The 17,670-nt window shown below is 69.1% G+C and carries 14 protein-coding genes; 3 read left to right on the top strand and 11 right to left on the bottom strand.

From position 1 onward, the window contains the following. Nucleotides 1–149: 149 nt before the first annotated feature. The 3 genes from ACFXC1_RS14275 to ACFXC1_RS14265 are packed head-to-tail and all read left to right on the top strand — an operon-like array spanning nucleotide 150 to nucleotide 5,022. Nucleotides 150–512, top strand: a complete 363-nt coding sequence (locus tag ACFXC1_RS14275) for a hypothetical protein (RefSeq protein WP_381242509.1) — start codon at nucleotides 150–152, stop codon at nucleotides 510–512. Then, entirely contained in the window at nucleotides 496–4,776 is a 4,281-nt protein-coding gene (locus ACFXC1_RS14270; RefSeq protein ID WP_381242508.1) for a polymorphic toxin type 17 domain-containing protein, read from the top strand. The genes ACFXC1_RS14275 and ACFXC1_RS14270 overlap by 17 nt, the downstream gene beginning before the upstream one ends. An 18-nt stretch (nucleotides 4,777–4,794) precedes the next feature. Next, complete coding sequence (locus ACFXC1_RS14265; protein ID WP_381242506.1) at nucleotides 4,795–5,022, top strand: hypothetical protein; 228 nt, start codon at nucleotides 4,795–4,797, stop codon at nucleotides 5,020–5,022. A 93-nt stretch (nucleotides 5,023–5,115) separates the two neighbouring features. On the opposite strand, the gene ACFXC1_RS14260 is transcribed toward ACFXC1_RS14265, so the two are convergent. The 11 genes from ACFXC1_RS14260 to ACFXC1_RS14210 form a co-directional block, all read right to left on the bottom strand. Continuing rightward, a complete protein-coding gene (locus tag ACFXC1_RS14260; RefSeq protein WP_381242504.1) occupies nucleotides 5,116–6,228 on the bottom strand; it encodes a right-handed parallel beta-helix repeat-containing protein in 1,113 nt (370 codons plus the stop codon). Nucleotides 6,229–6,271: 43 nt separating this feature from the next. Further along, a complete protein-coding gene (locus ACFXC1_RS14255) occupies nucleotides 6,272–7,294 on the bottom strand; it encodes a pectinesterase family protein (protein ID WP_381242706.1) in 1,023 nt (340 codons plus the stop codon). A gap of 2 nt (nucleotides 7,295–7,296) precedes the next feature. Next, nucleotides 7,297–8,451 (bottom strand): pectinesterase family protein, encoded by a 1,155-nt coding sequence (locus ACFXC1_RS14250; RefSeq protein ID WP_381242502.1) that lies wholly within the window; start codon nucleotides 8,449–8,451, stop codon nucleotides 7,297–7,299. Nucleotides 8,452–8,483: 32 nt separating this feature from the next. Further along, nucleotides 8,484–9,794, bottom strand: a complete 1,311-nt coding sequence (locus tag ACFXC1_RS14245) for a pectate lyase family protein (protein ID WP_463293498.1) — start codon at nucleotides 9,792–9,794, stop codon at nucleotides 8,484–8,486. 17 nt (nucleotides 9,795–9,811) lie between these two features. Continuing rightward, nucleotides 9,812–10,600 carry a rhamnogalacturonan acetylesterase gene (locus ACFXC1_RS14240; RefSeq protein WP_381242498.1) on the bottom strand — a complete coding sequence of 263 codons (789 nt, stop codon included), beginning with the start codon at nucleotides 10,598–10,600 and terminating at the stop codon, nucleotides 9,812–9,814. 127 nt (nucleotides 10,601–10,727) lie between these two features. Further along, nucleotides 10,728–12,065 carry an ABC transporter substrate-binding protein gene (locus ACFXC1_RS14235; RefSeq protein ID WP_381242496.1) on the bottom strand — a complete coding sequence of 446 codons (1,338 nt, stop codon included), beginning with the start codon at nucleotides 12,063–12,065 and terminating at the stop codon, nucleotides 10,728–10,730. A gap of 129 nt (nucleotides 12,066–12,194) precedes the next feature. Next, a complete protein-coding gene (locus tag ACFXC1_RS14230) occupies nucleotides 12,195–13,739 on the bottom strand; it encodes a glycoside hydrolase family 43 protein (RefSeq protein ID WP_381242494.1) in 1,545 nt (514 codons plus the stop codon). Beyond that, nucleotides 13,736–14,581: a DUF6807 domain-containing protein gene (locus ACFXC1_RS14225; protein ID WP_381242492.1), complete on the bottom strand. Its 846-nt coding sequence runs from the start codon at nucleotides 14,579–14,581 to the stop codon at nucleotides 13,736–13,738. The genes ACFXC1_RS14230 and ACFXC1_RS14225 overlap by 4 nt, the downstream gene beginning before the upstream one ends. Further along, the gene (locus ACFXC1_RS14220) at nucleotides 14,581–15,750 is read right to left on the bottom strand and encodes a Gfo/Idh/MocA family protein (RefSeq protein WP_381242490.1); all 1,170 of its coding nucleotides are present in this window, start codon (nucleotides 15,748–15,750) and stop codon (nucleotides 14,581–14,583) included. Before ACFXC1_RS14220 ends, ACFXC1_RS14225 begins: the two co-directional genes overlap by 1 nt. 49 nt (nucleotides 15,751–15,799) lie before the next feature. Further along, nucleotides 15,800–16,684, bottom strand: a complete 885-nt coding sequence (locus tag ACFXC1_RS14215; RefSeq protein ID WP_381242488.1) for a carbohydrate ABC transporter permease — start codon at nucleotides 16,682–16,684, stop codon at nucleotides 15,800–15,802. Then, nucleotides 16,681–17,616 carry a carbohydrate ABC transporter permease gene (locus ACFXC1_RS14210; protein ID WP_381242486.1) on the bottom strand — a complete coding sequence of 312 codons (936 nt, stop codon included), beginning with the start codon at nucleotides 17,614–17,616 and terminating at the stop codon, nucleotides 16,681–16,683. Before ACFXC1_RS14210 ends, ACFXC1_RS14215 begins: the two co-directional genes overlap by 4 nt. Nucleotides 17,617–17,670 lie beyond the last annotated feature (54 nt).

The following is a 17,670-nucleotide window of genomic DNA, read 5'->3' as shown; positions in this document are numbered from 1 at the left end:
GCGCATCACACCCCCGGGCGCGAGGACCTTTATCCGATCGATACACAACACACAGGCCGGGGAATTACCCCTGCATGGGACGCACTTGACCTTCTCTTGGCCGACTTCTCCTAGGGTCGTGGACGCGACTGCGAACGGGGGAACGCGCGATGGGTGACGGCAAGGATCCGACCAGGGTTCTCGACATCAAGACCGCCGACATCAAGCGGGCGGCACCGGACTTCCAGACGGCGGCAGTTGACCTGGGCAAGGCACTGACCGCGCTGGTGAAGTCCCTCGACGGGCTGGGCGAGCCTTGGGGAAACGACAAACAGGGCAAGGAGTTCGGCGACTCCTACAAGCCGCTGCAGAAGAAGATCGAGAGCGCGGCGGGCACGCTGGTGCTCGGTCTGACGAGCATTCACGAGGCGATGGCCGACATGGCGGACGGTCATGTCGACAACGACGAGTTGATCGCCGGGATGTTCACCGAAGTGAAGGTCACCAAGTCGGACGGTGCCGGTGAGCGTTGAGGACGAGGCCCGGAAAATCCTGCTCGATCTGGGCATGTGGTGGCCGGAGGCCGACTCCGAGAAGCTGCGGTCGGCGGCGACTGCCTGGCGTACGTTCGCGGGCGCCGTGGACGACGTGCGCGGCCCGGTCAACCAGAGCGCGTCGTCGATCATCCACAACAACACGGGCGAGTCGATCGAGGCGTTCGGGAAGTTCTGGGGCCGCTACGCCAAGGACAAGGACAGCGGCTGGCTGAAGGACCTCGCCGACTCCGGGCGTGAAATGGCCACCGCGCTCGAGAAGTTCGCCGACGCGATCGACGACGCCATCAACAAGCTCTGGACGCAGATCGGCATCGACGCGGCCGTGATCGCGGGCGGGGTGGCGCTGGCCTTCTTCACCGCGGGCCTGGCCTCCGGCGCGGCGGTCGCCGCGGCCGACCTGGTCATCGAGTTCGGTGCCGGGCTGGGGGTCGCGGTCTCCACGACGATCGCCGAGATCGCCGGCGGCACGCTGGTCGCCGCCGCGTTCGGCGGGATCGAGTCGGTGACCGTCGACCTGGCCGTGGCCCAGCCGCTGAAGATGGCGACGGGCCTGCAACAGGGCTTCAGCCTCGACGAGGTCAACCAGGCCGCCGAGGACGGCATGCTCTTCGGCGGCGCGCTGGGCGCGGGCGGCGGGGTCGTCAAGGCGGGCATCGAGGGCGCGTTCAGCGATACGACACCGCTGCTGCTCCGACCGCCCTCGCTCCGCCCCGACCTGGTCGAACTCGGCCCGGCGGCCCGCAACGCCGACCGCACCCCCTGTGTGGGCGAGCCGATCGACGTGGCGACCGGCGCGATGCTGATGACGGCGACGGACCTGGCGTTGCCGGGGAGCCTGCCGCTGGAGTTCACCCGCACCCACCTGTCTTCGTATCGCGGTGGCGTCTGCTTCGGCCCGACCTGGATCTCCACTCTCGACGAGTGCCTTCAAATCGACGGTGAGGGCGTGGTGTTCGCCGCGGCGGACGGTATGCGCCTGGTCTATCCGGTCCCGGAACCGGGCGTGCCGACCATGCCGGTGAAGGGCGTGCGCTGGCCGCTGGAATGGGACGGCAAGCCGGACAGCGCCATGACGATCACCGACCCGGCGACAGGAGTCGTCCGCACCTTCGCCGCCCCGGTCCCCTCCTCCACCTTCGGCGTCTTCCACCTCGCGCTGGACTCCTGGAGCGACCGCAACGGCCACCGCGTCGACGTCGAACGCGACGACGAGGGCGTCCCGTTCGGGCTCCGCCACTCCGGCGGCTACTACGTCGCCGTCGACACGACCGGCCCCCGCATCACGGCGTTGCGCCTGCTCGACGAACCCCCGTCGCGCTACGGCCCGGACGGTCCGGTGGGCGAGGGCACGGTCGTGATGCGCTACGGCTACGACGGCGCCGGCAATCTCACGGAGGTCGTCAACTCCAGTGGGGAGCCACTGCGGTTCGCGTACGACGAGCAGGGCCGGGTCACCAAGTGGACGGACCGGAACGGGACTTGGTTCGCCTACGTCTACGACGAGCGGGGCCGGGTCGTCCGTACCGAGGGCGTGGACGGCATCCTGTCCGGCGCCCTCACCTACGACGACACGTCACGCACGACGACGTACACCGACTCGCAGGGCCGCGTCTCCACGCACCGCCACAACGCGGAGGGCCTGGTCGAGGAGGAGACGGACCCGCTGGGCAACGTCACGCGCACGCGCTGGGACGGGTACGGCGCGCGGCCCGTCGCGGTCACGGATCCGCTGGGCCGCACGACCCGGTACGCCTACGACGACGCGGGCAACCTCACCGAACTCACCCTGCCCGACGGCTCGTTGGCGCGAGCCGAGTACAACGCGCTCGGTCTGCCGACGGAGGTCGTGGAGCCGGGCGGGGTCGTGTGGCGGCACACGTACGACGAACGGGGCAACCTGCTGGCGACGGTCGACCCGACCGGCGCGGAGACCCGTTACGCATACGACGCGCCGGGCCACCCGACCTCGATCACCAACGCGTTGGGCCACACGCGGACGGTCGCGTACGACGCGGCCGGTCTCCCGGTGTCCCTGACCGACGAGTTGGGCCACACGACGTCGATCCGCCGGGACTCCTTCGGCCGGATCACCGCGATCACCGATCCGCTGGGCCACACCACCCGGATGGGCTGGACCCCGGAGGGCAAGCCGTCCTGGCGCGAACCGGCCGACGGGGCACGGGAGTCGTGGACGTGGGACGCGGAGGGCAACCTCCTCGCCCACACGGACCCTGCGGGCAACGTCACTCGGCACTCCTCAACCCACTTCGACGTGCCCGCCTCACGGACCGACCCTGACGGGGCACGGTACGAGTTCGCGTACGACACGGAGCTGCGGCTCACGGAAGTGACTAGTCCGCGGGGACTGACGTGGTCGTACACCTACGACGAGGCCGGGCGGCTGACCGCGGAGACCGACTTCGACGGGCGGACGCTGACGTACGCGCACGACGGGGCGGGGCAGTTGACCAGCCGTACGAACGGGGCCGGAGAGACGCTGCGCTTCACCCGGGACGTACGCGGGCGGATCGTGGAGCAGCACAACGGCACCGACGAGGTCGTGACGTACGCGTACGGCGCGGGCGGTGGCCTCTCGCACGCGGCCAACCCGGACAGCGGCGTTGTGTGGGAACGCGACGCGCTGGGCCGGATTCTGTCCGAGACGGTCGACGGCCGCACGACCCGGTTCGCGTACGACGCCATCGGGCGTCGCACGCGGCGCGTCACACCGTCCGGGCTGGTCTCCGAGTGGTGCTACGACCCGGCGGACCGTGCGACCGAATTCCGCAACGGGGCGGGGACGCTGACGTTCTCCTACGATGCGGCCGGCCGTGAGACGGGGCGCCGGCTGGGCGAGCGGGTGACCCTCGCGCAGCGTTGGGACCTGGGCGACCGCCTCATCACCCAGACTCTGCAGTCGGCGTCCGACACCAGGACGACGGACCACGTCCTCCAGCATCGCTCCTATGCCTACCGGGCCGACGGCGCTCTCTCCGAGATCCGCGAACTGACCTCCGGCACCCGCCGCTTCGACGTGGACGGGATGGGCCGCGTCACGGGGGTACGCGCGCACGGCTGGACCGAGACGTACGCGTACGACAGCGCGGGCACCATCGTTCAGGCCGCCGCGCCCGCGCATGAAGCGACCGGCGAGCGTGAGTACGAGGGCACGCTGATCCACCGCGCGGGCCGCACCGCGTACGCGTACGACGCCCAGGGCCGGCTCGTCCGCAGGACCCGCAAGCTGCTCAACGGGCAGAAGCTGACGTGGACCTACACCTGGGACGCGGCGGACAGACTGACCGAGGCGGTCACCCCGGAGGGAGAGCGCTGGCGCTACGCCTACGACCCCCTCGGCCGCCGGCTCTCCAAACAGCGCGTCGCCGAGGACGGCACCGCGGCCGGCACCATCGAGTTCACCTGGGACGACACCCGCCTCGCCGAACAGACCGGCCCGGACGGCGAGGTCACCACCTGGGACCACGCGCCGGACACCCACCGGGCGATCGCCCAGACCGAGCACACGCCCGCGCCGGGCTCCGCCTCCGGCTCCTTCCTGGCCCGGCTCGCAGCGGAGACGACCGCGGAGGGCGGCGCCCGCCTGTACGCCGTCGTGACCGACACCGCCGGAACCCCCACCGAGCTGGTGACGGCCGACGGCGACGTGGTGTGGCAGCGGCGGACGACTCTGTGGGGCACCCGTTTTCCCGCCGTGACGGACGACGCCGAATCCGTCCAGTGCGTGCTCCGTTTCCCCGGCCAGTACGCGGACTCGGAAACGGGCCTGAACTACAACTACTTCCGCTACTACGATCCGGAGACCGCCCGGTACGCGAGTCCCGATCCCCTGGGACTGGACCCCGCTCCCGACCACTACGCCTACGTCGATTCACCACTCCTGCTGGTGGACCCACTGGGTCTGAAGTGCGAAGAGGTCGCCCCGACGCCGCGGACCGGCGTGAAGGGGCTCCTCAAGGACGCCCAACTGCCGCACAGCGGACGGATCCGGTTCGTGCCGCCGAAGGACGTGTCGGTGAACGCGGGACTGCCGCGGGGCACCCGGAAGGGCTATGTCGACAGATTCGGTAATGAGTGGATCAAGGGCCCGTCCCGGACGGCCGGGCAGCCCTTCGAGTGGGATGTCCAGTTGAGCAAGCTGGGCAGGGCCAAACTCGGCTGGCTCAGCAGAGACGGCAGCCATCTGAACGTGTCCCTCGACGGGGAGATCACGCACAAGTGAGAAAGGACCCACAGCACCATGGAAGACGCCCTTGAGTTCTACGCGGAGGTACGCGTGGTGGACTCGCCCGACAGGCCCGAGTCACTGGGCAAGGTGGGCGCGATCCTGGGAATCTCGGAGCCGGCGGACGACGGGACCGCACCCGCCTACGCGGTGCTGCTCGACGGTGACGACGCCCTGATCCAGTTCCGCCGGGAGCAGCTCGAACCGACAGGACAGCTGCGCACACGCGAGGACTACTACTGAGGGCAGCAAGGGATTCGCACCCAGTCGAACGCGACGGTCCGCCGAGGACGTGGGCCCAGCCCCGGGACACCCGAACCGGGCCCACCTCACAGGTCAGTTCATCGTCGCGCCGATCGTCGTGCTCCCCGTCGTCAGGAACGTCGTCGCCGGCAAAGTGCCGCTCGACGAACGGGCGTTGTACGTCGTCGACGCGTCCGTGGAGACGAAGGACGGGGTGGAGACGCCGGAGTCCCAGTTGTTGCCGGCCGAGGTGACCGCGGAGCCCTTGGTGACCGAGCCGCCGCCGTTGCTCACCGCGAGGTTCTTGCCGAGCTTGGCGGAGCTGGTGGCGAAGTAGTAGCCCCACTTGCTGTTGGCGTACGCGGTGGTGCGGTTGATGACGATCGAGCCGGTGTTGGAGTTCTCGGTGAAGCCGTTGCCCGCGTTGCCCCAGGCGGCCGAGTTGTTGACGACGTGGGCCACGGTGACGCCGTTGCCGCCCAGCTTGTAACCGTTGCCGTTGCCCTCGAAGGCGGAGTCGCCCCAGCGGTTGACCCCGTTGCCGAAGGACCAGCTGTGCTCGATGGTGACCGGCGACGAGAAGGACCAGAGGTCGATGCCGTCGTCCGAGTTGTTGTACAGGCGGGCGCCGGTGACGAGGTTGCCGGTGCCGGAACCGAACTTGATGGCGACCCCGTCCGCGTTCTGCCCGTGCGTGGCGGCGTCGTAATTGCCGTACGAGTCGAGGTTCTTGACCGTGTTGTTGACGGTGCCGTCGCCGGTGAGCGTGAAGCCGGAGTCGCCGCCGTTGATGGTCTTGACGTTGTTCCAGTTGGTGCCGGTGCAGGACTGGCAGACGACCGCGCTGTCCGGGGAGTTCTGGAAGGTGATGTTGGAGACGTTCCAGTAGTCGGCGGTGAGCTTGAAGATCCAGGAGCCGGACGGCAGCGACGAGCCGTCGATCTTGACCGTCTCCGAGCCGTACGCGGTGAGCGTGACGGGCGAGGACGACGTGCCGTTGGTCGTGGACTGGAGGGTGGCCGTCGGGTAGTACGTGCCGCCGCGCACCTGAATGACCGTGCCCGCGGTGGCGGTTGAGATCGCGCTGGTCAGTTCGGCGGTCGTGTCGACGACGACCGTGGCGGCCTGGGCCTGGGTGGGGAGTACGGCGAGGCCGGCGCCGAGCGCCAGGGCCGTGGCCAGGGTGAGAGCGGTACGACGAGACATAGGAGTGCGGTCCTTTCGTCGTTCTCCTGCGGATGGGGGGACTTCAGGGACGCCAGTCGCCGAGATAGGTCGCGGGGGTGTGCAACGCGGCATCGGCGGCCGTGAGTTGGGGCCGGTTCTCCGGGACGGTGGCCACGGAACCCGGGCCCGTGTTGCGGTACTCGTGGAAGCGCATCGACTGCCAGGGGTAGGTGTCGCGCATGTTCGTGTAGGGCGCGACCGGGTCGATGCCGGGCCCGATCCGGGTGTCCCGCACGACGAGGGACGGCCAGGCCGTCGTCTCGTACGACGGGACCCACGGCCGGGCCAGCTTGTACGCGGCGTCCTCGGCGCCGGAGGTGATCCGCGAGCGGACCGCGAGGATGCCGTACGGGTTGGCGCGGGCGGTGGAGGGGGCGAAGACCATGCCCTTCGGCGTGAACGTCACGTCCCGCTGGAGGGTGTGGAAGTGGCAGTCCGCGAAGACGGCGGTGGCCCGCCCGAAGACGAAGTCGACGTCCCCCTCGACGTAACAGCGGGAAAAGTACTGCCGGTTGAACGCCTCCAGCGCCGTCGTGTCCACGAACAGCGTGTCCTGGTGGGCCAGCAGCCGGACGTGCGAGAACCGCGAACGGTCGCCCGTCACATACGCGGCCACCGCCTGCGTGCCCGTGACCTCCGGATGGTCGGCGCGCAGCCAGTCGTTGGCGAGCGTGAGGTCGCGGACGGTCAGCCCGGGCGCCGTCGAGGTGAAGGTCGCGGAGCCCGCCGTGCCGTACGTCCCCGAACCGTCCGGCTTCTGCGTCCCGTTGGCGTTGTCGTAGACGATGACGACGTCACGCGGATCACGGGTGGCACCGCGCAAGGTCAACTCACCTGCCCCCGCAGGCACGTTGACGACCTCCCGGTATGTCCCCGGGTGTACGACGATCGTCCAGCCGCTGCCCTCCACCGCGTCCACGGCCGCCTGCACCGAGCCGCCGGGCCGGACGTGCAGCACGCGGCGCCGGTCGAGGGCTACGGCGGGCGCGGCACCGGCGGCCACCAGTCCCCCGGCGATCCCCGTCAGGAGTGTGCGTCTGCGCAGGGTCATCGCCGCCCCGGCTTCCAGTCGCCGAGGTAGACCTCTCGTGTCGCCGACTCGGCCTGCTCGGCGGTGAGTTGAGGACGGTTCTCCGGGACGCCGATCAGCGCGCCCGGGCCCGTGTTGCGGTACTCGGCAAACCGCTGGCTCTGCCAGGGATAGGCGTCCGACATGTTGGTGTACGGCGCCACCGCGTCGATCCCCGCACCGAGTGCCGTCTCCCGCACGGTGAGCATCGGACGGGCGGTGGTGTCCGAGCCGGGCACCCAGGGGCGGGCCAACTTGTAGTAGCGGTCCGGGGCTTGGCTGCTCACGCGGCTGTGTGTCACCAGGTATCCGCGCGGGTTGGCGACCGCTGTGGAGGGCGCGAAGACGAAGCCGTACGGTGCCGTCGCCAGGTCGGTGCGGTTCAGGGTACGGAAGTGGCAGTGGTCGTAGACGGCGGTCGCGCGCCCGAAGACGAAGTCGACGTCTCCCTCGACGTAGCAGCGCGCGTAGTACTGCCGGGCGAAGACGCCGAGGGCCGACGAGTCGGCGTACAGGGTGTCTTGATGCCCGAGGAAGTGGCAGTCGAAGAACGCCGAACGGTCGCCCTGCACCTTGATCGCGACCGCCTGCGTGCCCGTGATGTCGGGGTGCTCGGCGCGCAGCCAGTCGTTGGCGAAGGTGATCCGGCGGGCGGTGAAGCCGTCGGTGCGGATGAGGGTGGTGGCCGAGCCGGAGGTGCCGTAGGTGCCCGAACCGTCGGGTTTCCGCGTCCCGTTGGCGTTGTCGTAGACGATGACGACGGCACGGGGGTCCGCGCCGGCGCCGAGCCAGGTCATCTCGCTTGCCGCGTCGGTGAGTTGGCCGGTGGCCGGGTCGGTGACACCGACGGTGACCGTCTCGCGGTAGACACCGGGCGCGATGACCAGGGTGTACCTGGCGCCGGTCGCGGCGGTGACGGCGGCCCGGACGGTCGTGAAGTCGCCCCGGCCGCGCGGGTCGACGTAGAGGGTGAGCGGGGTGAGGCGCGCGGCCGGTGAGCCGTAGCGGCCGAACGGTCGGGGCCCAGCGGGGGCCGGGGCGAGGCCGAGCAGGGCGCCGGCGGTGGCGACCGCGCCCGCCGCTAGGAACCCCCGTCTGGTCAGGGGTCGTTGGAGGTGCTCGTGCAAGGGCATGCGGGTGCTCCTTATGACGAGATGACGAGGGGTCAGCGCAGGCGGCCCGCACCGGCGTTGTGGTCGACGAGGAACGGCACGGCACGCACGGGGTCGACCTTGGTGCGCAGGGTCGGTGTCCAACCCGCGCCGGACTGGAGGATCTCACTGGGCACACCGGCGTTGTGGACGGCGATCAGGTCGGTGAGCTCGCCGTTGACGTAGTTGTCGTCTGCGGTGAGCGGCGCCTCGGACCACTTCTTGAGCATGGTGGCCTCGGAGATGCCGGCCGGGACCGTGAACGCGTTGTGTTCCGCGACGAGTTGGGACTCCTTGCCGATGCCGTAGCTGTAGCCGTATCCGGGCTCGGCGACGAAGTGGTTGTTGTAGGAGTCGACTTGGCCGAAGCGGACGCGGGGCGCGCGCTCGACGAGGTTGGAGAACAGGTTGTGGTGGAGCGTGACCTTCAGATGTCCCCGGTCGACCGCGGCGGTTGAAGCGCCGTCGCTGTTGCCGATGAGGATCGTCTTGTCGTGGTCGGAGAAGACGTTCCAGGAGGCGGTGACGTAGTCGGCGCCCTTGACGATGTCGAGTTCGCCGTCGTGCTGCTCGAAGATGCGCCCGTAGTAGGTGGGCAGTGAGCTGTCGGGGTGGTCGCCGTCCGTGAACGTGTTGTGGTCCAGCCACACATGGGTGGACCCGTAGATCACGGCGCTGTCGTACTCGGAGTTCCAGTTGCCGGTGTCACCGTCGGTCGGGTCCCACTGCGGGAAGCAGTCGAGGGGGCTCTCGAAGGCGAGGTTGCGGACGATGACGTTGTCGACGGCCGTGACCTGCAGGCTGGCGCCCTTGAATCCGGCGTTCTTGCCGATACCGATGATGGTGGTGTTGGAGGGCACGAACGCCTTGATGGCGGTGTTCTGGTTGGCGGCGGAGACCCGGCGCAGGCCCTCGGGGCTGTCGGCGGGCTCGTTGTCGAGGTTCTGGTCGTAGCCCCAGACGGCGGGGTCGTAGGTGGCGAGGTACTGCGCGAAGTCGTAGCCGGGCGCGGCGAAGGAGTCGCAGCCCTCGGCGTTGGCGTCGATGATCCCCTTGACCCTGATGACCTTCGGCGCGGTGCCGCCGGCGGCCAACGCGGCCTTGAAATCGGTCCAGTTGGAGACGGTGTAGACGTGGTCGGGGGTGGCGGCGGCACCGCCGCTGGTGCCGGTGCCGTAGGAGGCCCAGCCATCACCGGCGCCGAGGGTCTCACGGGCGAGGCTGCGCGGATGGGCCTGGGCGGTGGTGCCGGTGAGGGCGAGGGCGAGCGCCGTGCACCCCACCAGCGAAGCTATGACGCGTCCATGACATATAAATGAATGCACTGTGCGGGTCTCCTTGCTCAGAGGACGTCCGAGGCGTCCGCCGCCTCGGGCCAGGTGATCCAGGACGTGGGAATCTCGTCGCGCAGCCGGACGACATCACGTGGTGCGAGCACCCGGGTACGCGCCAACTCCCGCGCCACGAGCCGCGCCACGGCGATCGCGCCGGGCGGATTGAAGTGCGTGTTGTCCTGCTCGGTGTCGGTCCAGTTGAAGTAGACCTTCGTCTCCTCGACCCCGAGCCGCTGCCACAACGCCAGCGACAGCGCCTCGATGTCGAGCAGCGCGACCCGCTCTTCCTGGGCGAGCGCACGCATCGCCGCCGGGTAATCGCCGTGCGTGGGAAGGGCGTTGCCATCGGCGTCGAACCTGCGGCGCTCGACGGGGGTGGCGAGGACGGGCCGGGCGCCATGAGCCCTGGCCCCTTCGATGTAGAGCCGCAGATAGTCCTGGTACGTCGTCCAGGGCTCGGTGTAGCGGGTCGGATCGGCGATCTTCTCGTCGTTGTGCGCGAACTGGACGAGGAGAAGATCACCGGGCCGAATGGCGGCGAGGATTGCGTCCAGCCGCCCTTCGTCGACGAAACTCTTCGAACTCCGCCCGTTCACGGCTTGGTTGGCGACTTTCACTCCGCGTCGCAGAAAGAAGGGAAGGGCCATTCCCCACCCGGTCTCGGGCGCTTCGGTGGAGTACTTCTGGGCGGCGGTGGAATCACCGGCGATGTAGAGGGTGTGATCACGTCGACCACCGCCTCGCAATGGAACGGCGGCAAGAGCACCTAACGCGATTTGGCGCCGGGTAAGAGACACTACTGGCTCACCTTCCGGTCTTTTGTCCTTCAGGGGCGCGGGCCTGTTTCGAATATGCGGCTCCGCCGCTTCGGCGCGACCAGCCCCCACCGGCCCGCAGCCCCCCACAACCCGAAACCACCCGAGCTCAGTGGTTCTGCTTCCAGTCCGCCTGAGCCTTGTTCAACTGGTCGGCCAACGTGTCCAGAAACTCCTTCGCCGTCATCTTCCCCAGCAACAGCTTCTGGAAGTTCGGCTCGTTGTCCGCCTTGGAGATCGTGTTCCAGTCCGGCAGGTAATACGGCAGCTGCACAATCTTCGTGGACGCCCCGTTCAGCGCCTCCGCCGCCAACCGCGTGGGCTCTGACTTCTGAATCCACGCGGAGCGAGCCGCCTCCGTGTTCGCCGGCACCTGCCCCGCCGACTCGTTGAACTTGGAGTTCTCCGCCGCGGAAACGGCGAACTCGATGAACTTCCAGGCCGCCTCTTTGTTCTTGCTGGACTTGAACAGACTCAGCCCGTCAACAGGGTTGGAGATCTGCACGCGGGTGCCGTCGTCCAGCGTCGGATTCGGAATTCCCTTGAACTTTTCCGCGCCCAGCGCCTTCAGATGGTCCTGATACGACCCGAGGTTGTGACTCAGCATCCCGATCGTGCCGCTGTCCCACTGCGCGACCATCTTGGTGAAGTCGTTGTTGAGGTCGGCGGACGGAGTGTCCTTCTTGAACAGGCTCACGTACTTCGCCAACGCGGCAACGTTCTTCGGGTCGTTGACCGTCGTCTTGTCGCCGTTCCAGAACGAGGTGATCCCGGTCTGCCCGTACACCGCGTCGAGGGCCGGCGCGATGGACCCCTCACCGCCCCGAATGGTGAAGCCGAACTTGTTCTTGGCCTTGTCGGTGAGCTTGTCGGCGGCGGCGTAGAACTTGGACCAGGTGGTCGGCGCGTCCAGACCGGCCGCCTTGAACAGGTCGGTGCGGTACCACAGCGTGCCGTTGTTGGCGGAGGTCGGGATCTGGTACAGCGTGTCCCCACCGCCCGCGGACTTGCTCACGTCGAGCAGGTTCTGGCTCAACTTGCCGTTCAGCGCGCTGGACTTGAGCCGGCTGTCCAACGGCTCGAGCGCCCCCTGCACCGCGACCTCGGCGAGCACCGCGGTCCCCACACCGCCGACATCGGGCAGTCCGCCGCCCTGGATGGCGGTGTCGTACTTGGACTGGGCGCTCGCGGCCGGTATCCCGACGTACTTGACCTTGATGTCGGGGTTCTTCTTCTCGAAGTCCGCGATGATCTGCTTCCAGATGTCGGTACGGACACCGCCGTTGTTGTCCCAGAAGGTGATCGTGCCCTTGCCTGAGCCCTCGTCGCCCTTGTCCCCCGCGCCGCCGCTGCCGTCGTCGCCGCAGGCAGTGGCGGTCAGCGCGAGCACAGAGCCCAGGGCGACGGCCATCGCGGCCCGCCGGCTTCTGCGGATGCTGGTCTTCATAGGTCGGCTCATTGGTCGGCTCTCTTCTTGTGGATCCAACGGGGTGACGAGGTCACTGGCAGCGACTGGCAAGCGCTTGCTACGGAGGTGCGTCATTGCGACTCCCAACAGGCGTACGGGCAGGGCGAGTTAGTGGAGAGAACTGATCCGGAACCGCGTGAACACGGCCGCGCCGGCATGTCCCGTGCCGACGGGCGCGAGCGCGAAGAGCCCGAGCAGGGCGCCGACCCAGCGCCAGGGGGTGGCGGCGAAGACCTGGCCACTGGGCCGCGGCCCGTCCCCGACGTCGTAGAAGAAGCGGCACCGCGCCCCGGCACCGATCTCGATCCGCAGCCGGACCCGGCCGTCGGGTGCGAGACAGGACTCCCCCGCGTCCCGTTCGCTCCCCCACTGCCCGAAAGGCGTGGGAGGTGCCCCCATGGCGACCGGCTCGGCGAAGCGGTGGACGAATCGCACCAGCCCGTCCGCGCCCCGCTGGAGTCCGATCCAGCTGTAGGCGTCGCCGAGCACGGCAAGTCCGGCGCGCGCCCACAACTCCTCGCTGTGCAGCCGGAGTTCCACCTCCACCGCAACAGGCGTGCCCGGCAGCCGCTGGGTGAGGAGGTTCGGCAGCCTGCGCAGGTCGTGTGCGTCGGCGGAGCGTGCGCAGGTCAGTCGCAGTCCGTCGCCCGAGTGGTGGGTGGCCCAGCCGTCCTGCGGGTTCGCCGTCCACTGCCACTGGCGGCCGTACCGTCCGCCGGGGAAGTCGTCGTCGGTGGCGGGCGCCGCGGGCGGCTGCGGCGGGAGGTCCGGTTTCCGGTGTACGGCTACGGGGGCGCCCGCGTCGCCGATGACCGGCCAGCCGTCGTCACCCCAGCTCATCGGCTGGAGGTGGACAACTCGGCCGTAGGCGCCGCGCTGTTGGAAGTGCAGGAACCAGTCCTCGCCGGACGAGGTGCGCACCCAAGCGCCCTGGTGGGGGCCGTTGACGTCGGTGTCCTTCTGTTCCAGGACGACCTTCTCCTCGTACGGTCCGAAGAAGCCGCGGGAGCGGAACGCGCCCTGCCAGCCGGTCTCGACTCCCCCTGCGGGCGCGAGGATCCAGAACCAGCCGTCGTGGCGGTGGACCTTGGGGCCCTCCAGCGTGAACCAGCCGGGGAGGTGGTCCGCGTCGACGATCACCTTGCCGTCGTCGAGCAGGGTCGTGCCGTCGGGGTGCATACGGTGGCCGGTGAGGCGGTTGTTGATGCCCGCGCGGGACTTGGCCCAGGCGTGGACGAGGTAGGCCTCGTCGTTGTCCTCGTCCCACAAGGGGCACGGGTCGATCAGGCCCTTGCCTTCCTTGAGGAGGTGGGGGCGGGTCCAAGGGCCGCGTATCTCGGGGGCGTTGATCTGGAAGATGCCCTGGTCCGGGTCGCCCCAGAAGATCCAGAAGCGTTCGTCGTGGTGTCTCAACGCGGGGGCCCAGACGCCGCAGTCGTGGCGGGGGGACCTGAACTCCCGCGCCGGTTCGAGGCGTTGGAGGGCGTGGCCGATCAGGGTCCAGTTCACCAGGTCGCGGGAGTGCAGCAGCGGCAGGCCCGGTACGCGGCCGAAGCTGGACGCGGTGAGGTAGAAGTCGTCGCCGACGCGGATGACGTCCGGGTCGGACCAGTCGGCGTTCAGAACGGGGTTGGTGTACGTATCGGGGGTCACTGGCCGACCGCCTTCCGCACCAGTACCGCCGCCTCGCCCCGGTCCAGGCTGCCGTCCGCGACGACGGTGACGATCCGTCGTACGACCGTGTCGCCGGGCGGGATCGGCAGCCGCTCGTCCGAGGCCAACGACGAGCCCACACCCGGGTATTCGGCGGTGCGGACGAACCACGGATCCTGGCGGGAGCGGTCCGTGGCGCCGGCGAAGACCAGGGTCCAGCCGGTGCCGGTGAGGGCGAGCCAGTCGGCGCGGGCGCCGTGGACGGCCGGTTCACCCTCGCGGTCGGCGGTGAAGACGTGCGGGGTCTCCGCCTCCTTGCGGCCCCGCCAGAAGAAGCCGCCGTACGCGGCTCCGGGGCGGCCGTTGGTGGCGGGGCTGCCGATCGACAGGGGGTCGGGCGTCACGTTCGTGAGCGAGAAGGTGAAGTCCAACGCCCAGGCGGTGTCGGTGAGTTCGGTGGCGGCGACCGTACGGCGTTCGTGCAGCAGCTCGGCACCGGAGGCCACCCAGCGGAGTTCCTCGACGAAGCCGTCGGGGTCGCGGAGCTGGAAGGCGGAGTGGCGTTGGGCGCCGTGGTTGTCCCGTTCCAGCGGCCCCTCGTCGCGGACGTACGTCCGCCCGCCCCAGAAGTTGTGCCCCTCGACGTCGGGAACGGCGACACCGACGCCGAGGTGGTGGGTGTGGTCGACGGGGCTCAGCTCGGTGACCGCCGTACCGGACAAGGTGGTTACGGGGTGCAGATACGGGCGCGGGGAGAGCCGGACGGGCAGCTCGGGCCGGGTGACGTACCGGGCGACCGGGCGGCCCGCGACGCGCAGCACCGGTGTGTCATGGGTGATCATCAGGTGCTCACCTCTTTCGGTGGGGCCCAGGAGGCGCCCAGCTCGGAGTAGAGGGCGAGGGTGTCGGCCGCCGCCGTGACCAGTGCGTCGATGCCGGGGACGACCCGGCGGTTCTCGGCGGTCAGCAAGTGCCAGGCATCGGTGGGGAGTTGGGCCGGGTCGGGGGCCAGGCGGATCGCTTCGACGACCTTCATGAAGGCGCCCGTCGAGTCCGGTTCCACCAACAGGGCTTCGCCGTCGACGAGATGGGCGACCAGGTTCTCCAGCAGGTCCGTGCTGCCGTACTCGAACTCCTCCGGGCCGTGGCCCGCCCGCTGGAGCAGGACTCGGTCCTGCTTGTACCAGTAGGTGATCCGGCCCTCGCTGCCGTGCACCAGCACATAGGGCTCGCCGGGGTGTTCGGCGCACAGGGTCACGGCGACGGTGACCGGGCGGCCCTGGGCGGTGGTGACGCGGACGCAGGAGGTGTCGTCGGACTCGATGTCGTTGGCGCGCACGAGTTCGGTCTCGATGCGGGCGACGTCCTCGGCGCGGGTCGTGCCGTTGAGAGCGAGGGCGGTGGCGACGGCGTGCGCGAGGGGGTTGGTCAGCGCGCCGTCGATCACGTCGACGCCGTTGAGGCGCCGCTTGCCCGCCCATGGGGCGCGCCGGTAGTACGCCTCGTCGCGCGCCCAGGCACCGGCCCCGCCGACCCCGGTGAGGGTGCCGATGGTGCCCTTGGCGATCAGTTCGCGGATCGCGGGGACGGCGTGCGAGCCGAGCGACTGGAAGCCGATCTGGCAGACCACTCCGGCCGCGGCGACCCCGTCGGCCATCCTGCGGAACTCGGCGTACGAGGGCGCGGGCGGCTTCTCCAGCAGCAGGTGCACGCCCCGCTTCGCGGCGGCCAGGGCGAGGTCCGTGTGGGTCGGGATCGGGGTGCAGACCACGGCCACCCGGGCGCCGGTGGAGTCGAGGAGTTCGCCGAAGTCCGGGGTCTGGGCCGGGAGTTCGCCGCCGAACTCCTCCTCGGTCAGCGGGGTCAGCTCGCAGATGCCGACGAGGCGTACGAGCCCCTTGTCCTGGAGCCGGCGGATGTTCTCGACGTGCCAGCGGCCGTGGCCGCGGGCGCCGGCGAGGACGACGGGGACGGGTGTGGAAACGGTGGTGGCACCGTTCGGGCGGGTCATGGGATTCTCCCTGCTTCGACGATCTTCGCCAGCAGGGTAAGCGGTTGCCTCATCCCTTCACCGCCCCCGCGCTGAACCCGGTGATCAGCCACTTCTGGATGAAGGCGAAGACGATCACCACGGGCACGGCCGCGACGATGCCGCCGGCGGCGAGCGCGCCGAGGTCGACGCTGTCCGCGCTCATCAGGGTGTTGAGGCCGACCGGGATGGTCTGCTTGCTCTGGTCGGAGAGGAACATCAGGGCGAAGAGGAAGTGGTTCCAGGCGTGCACGAAGGCGAAGGAGCCGACCGCGATCAACCCGGGCCGCAGCAGGGGGAGGACGACGATACGGAACGCGGCGAAGCGGTTGCAGCCGTCGACCCAGGCCGCCTCCTCCAGGGACTGCGGGACGTTCCGGATGAAGCCGCTGATCAGGATCATCGACAGCGGGAGCTGGAAGACGGTCTCCGCGATGATGACGCTGCCCAGCGAGTTGATCATCTGGAGCTTGGCGAAGATCTGGAACAGCGGGACCAACAGCAGGGCGCCCGGCACGAATTGGGAGCAGAGCAGGGCCAGCATGAAGGTGCGCTTGATCCTGAACTCGAAGCGGGCCAGCGCGTAGCCGCCGGCCAGGGCGACGACCGTGGTGAGGACCAGGGTGGCGACGCCGACGTAGACGCTGTTCTGGAAGTAGACGCCGAAGCTGCGTTCGGTCCACACCTTCTGGAAGTGGTCGAGGGTCATCGGCCAGGGCACCAGGGAGGTCGAGCCGGCCGGGCGGAACGCGAAGAGCAGGATCCAGTAGAAGGGGATCAGGGTGAAGACGAGGTAGATCCCCAGGGGGACGTAGATCTGCCAGCGCGGGACCTCGTCCCAGGCGCGGCGGACCTTGCGCGGCTGCTGCGGTGCGGCGGACTCCCGCTCACGGGCCGGGGCGATCTCGGTGATCACTTGTCGCCGCCTCCGAACTTGCTCAGGCGCAGATAGACGATCGAGAAGAAGAGAAGGATCACGAACGCGACCGTGGTGAGGGCCGACGCGTAGCCGAAGTTGTGTGCTTCCACGCTGGTGTTGGCGACGTAGAGCGGGAGCGTGGTCGTCTCGCCGGCCGGGCCGCCGCCGGTCAGGGTGTAGAGGAGGTCGACGTTGTTGAACTCCCAGACCGCGCGCAGCAGCGTGGACAGCACGATCGCGTCCTTGAGGTGCGGCAGGGTGATGTGGACGAACTGCTTGAAGCGGCTCGCGCCGTCCACCTCGGCGGCCTCGTAGAGGTCCTTCGACACGGACTGGAGGTCGGCGAGGATGAGGATCGCGAAGAAGGGGACGCCCCGCCAGAGGTCCGCAACGACCGCTGCGGAGAAGACGGTTGAGGGGTCGGAGAGCCAACTCGTGCCGTACTGGCCGATTCCCATGTCCGCGAGATAACGGGTCACGCCCGTCTGCGAGTTGTAGAGCAGCACCCAGATCGCGGAGGTCAGGACGCCCGACACGGCCCAGGGGGAGAACACCAGCGCGCGGCCGATGGACCGGCCCACGAAGGTCTGGTTGACGATCAGTGCGAGGGCGAGCCCGAAGAGGAGCTGGAGGCCCACCTCTACGACGACCCACTTGGCGCTGAAGGTCAACGTGTCCCAGAACTGGGGGTCGTTGGTGAAGGCGTGGGTGAAGTTGTCGAGGCCCGCGAAGCCGTTGCGCCATGGCTTGGTGGGGTTGTAGTTCTGCAGGCTGTAGTAGAAGACGCTGATGACCGGGTAGGCGATGAAGCCCAGCATGAGCAGCGCGGCCGGGGCGATCAGCAGATACGGGAGCCTGCGCGGGGTCGCGGAGGCAGGGCGCCGCCGGGGTGGCGCGGGCGGTTTCGCCACGGCTGCGGCTTGGGCCATGACTGTTCTCCGTTCAGTACAGGACGCTCAATACAGGAAGCGCTTGCCTTACGG

Source organism: Streptomyces hokutonensis, from assembly GCF_042751305.1.
GTDB classification, from domain to species: Bacteria; Actinomycetota; Actinomycetes; order Streptomycetales; family Streptomycetaceae; genus Streptomyces; species Streptomyces hokutonensis_A.
Note: the sequence above shows the minus strand (reverse complement) of the source record. Positions and strands in the feature narration are given on the sequence as shown.

Bases quoted from the DNA above. Each gene is read 5' to 3' on its own strand.
- ACFXC1_RS14265 (WP_381242506.1), top strand. From the start codon at position 4,795: ATGGAAGACGCCCTTGAGTTCTACGCGGAGGTACGCGTGGTGGACTCG.
- ACFXC1_RS14210 (WP_381242486.1), bottom strand. From the start codon at position 17,616: ATGGCCCAAGCCGCAGCCGTGGCGAAACCGCCCGCGCCACCCCGGCGG.
- ACFXC1_RS14250 (WP_381242502.1), bottom strand. From the start codon at position 8,451: ATGCCCTTGCACGAGCACCTCCAACGACCCCTGACCAGACGGGGGTTC.
- ACFXC1_RS14275 (WP_381242509.1), top strand. From the start codon at position 150: ATGGGTGACGGCAAGGATCCGACCAGGGTTCTCGACATCAAGACCGCC.
- ACFXC1_RS14260 (WP_381242504.1), bottom strand. From the start codon at position 6,228: ATGTCTCGTCGTACCGCTCTCACCCTGGCCACGGCCCTGGCGCTCGGC.
- ACFXC1_RS14235 (WP_381242496.1), bottom strand. From the start codon at position 12,065: ATGAAGACCAGCATCCGCAGAAGCCGGCGGGCCGCGATGGCCGTCGCC.
- ACFXC1_RS14225 (WP_381242492.1), bottom strand. From the start codon at position 14,581: ATGATCACCCATGACACACCGGTGCTGCGCGTCGCGGGCCGCCCGGTC.
- ACFXC1_RS14220 (WP_381242490.1), bottom strand. From the start codon at position 15,750: ATGACCCGCCCGAACGGTGCCACCACCGTTTCCACACCCGTCCCCGTC.